We start from the raw sequence: 913 nt of genomic DNA, 5'->3' as shown, positions 1-913 counted from the left end.
TGAGCACCCTGGCTTCAGCACGGCTGCGGAACCACTCGCGATTCAGCAGTTCGTCGCGCAGCTTGCCATTGAAGCTCTCGACGAAACCGTTTTGCCATGGGCTACCGGGCGTGATGAAGGCCGGGCCGACAGACGCGTCGCGCAACCAGCGCATGACACGGGCAGCGGTAAATTCCGCACCGTTGTCCGACCGGATGAACGCTGGCTTGCCATACAACCGCATCAACCTCGACAGCACCAGAATCACGTCCTGCGAGCGCAGGCTGGCGCCGACCTCGATCGCCAGACATTCCCGCGTGTATTCATCGATAACGCACCGCATCTTCAAGCCCCGGCCGTCTACCAGCTGATCGTGGACGAAGTCGTAGCTCCAGACCGAATTGGGCCGCGTCGCGCCGGGCAGGCGAATGTCGCTGCCGCAGCGTCTGCGACGCGGGCGCCGTCTCGGGATACTCAGCTTCAGGGCTCGCCACAGGCGGCGCACCCGCGATTCGCCCAGCGACAGCCAGGCCGAGATACGTCGATACCCAAAGCGCGGCACCTCCTGAGACGCTGCGATCAACTGCTCGCCCAGAAGCCGATCTTTCTCCGGCTGTCTAGGTTTGTAGGCCGGCACCCCGGCGGCTCAAGCCCGGGTAACGGCATGCCTTGCGTTGTGACAGCCCCCGCCGGATCAGGACTTCCAGCGCTTCGCGCCGGCCCGTCGGGGTATTCATTTTTTTCGGCTGAACTCCTTCAGGCCATCGATCACCAGCAGTTGCTCGGCAATCAGGCGCTTGAGCCGCTCGTTTTCCGATTCAAGCTCTTTGAGCCGACGGGCTTCGGCCACATCCATACCGCCGAACTTGTTTCGCCACCGGTAGAACGTCTGCTCCGTGATGTCGTGCCGCCTGCACAGATCTTTCACCGGCTC

The 913-nt window shown here is 63.0% G+C and carries 1 pseudogene; it reads right to left on the bottom strand.

Annotated features, from left to right (window positions below):
• Nucleotides 1-913: pseudogene (locus GQ56_RS0138500) on the bottom strand (IS3 family transposase); the annotation flags it as partial.

The sequence above is a fragment of the Burkholderia paludis genome, assembly GCF_000732615.1.
GTDB lineage: Bacteria > Pseudomonadota > Gammaproteobacteria > Burkholderiales > Burkholderiaceae > Burkholderia > Burkholderia paludis.
This window is presented reverse-complemented; position numbering and strand designations above follow the sequence as displayed.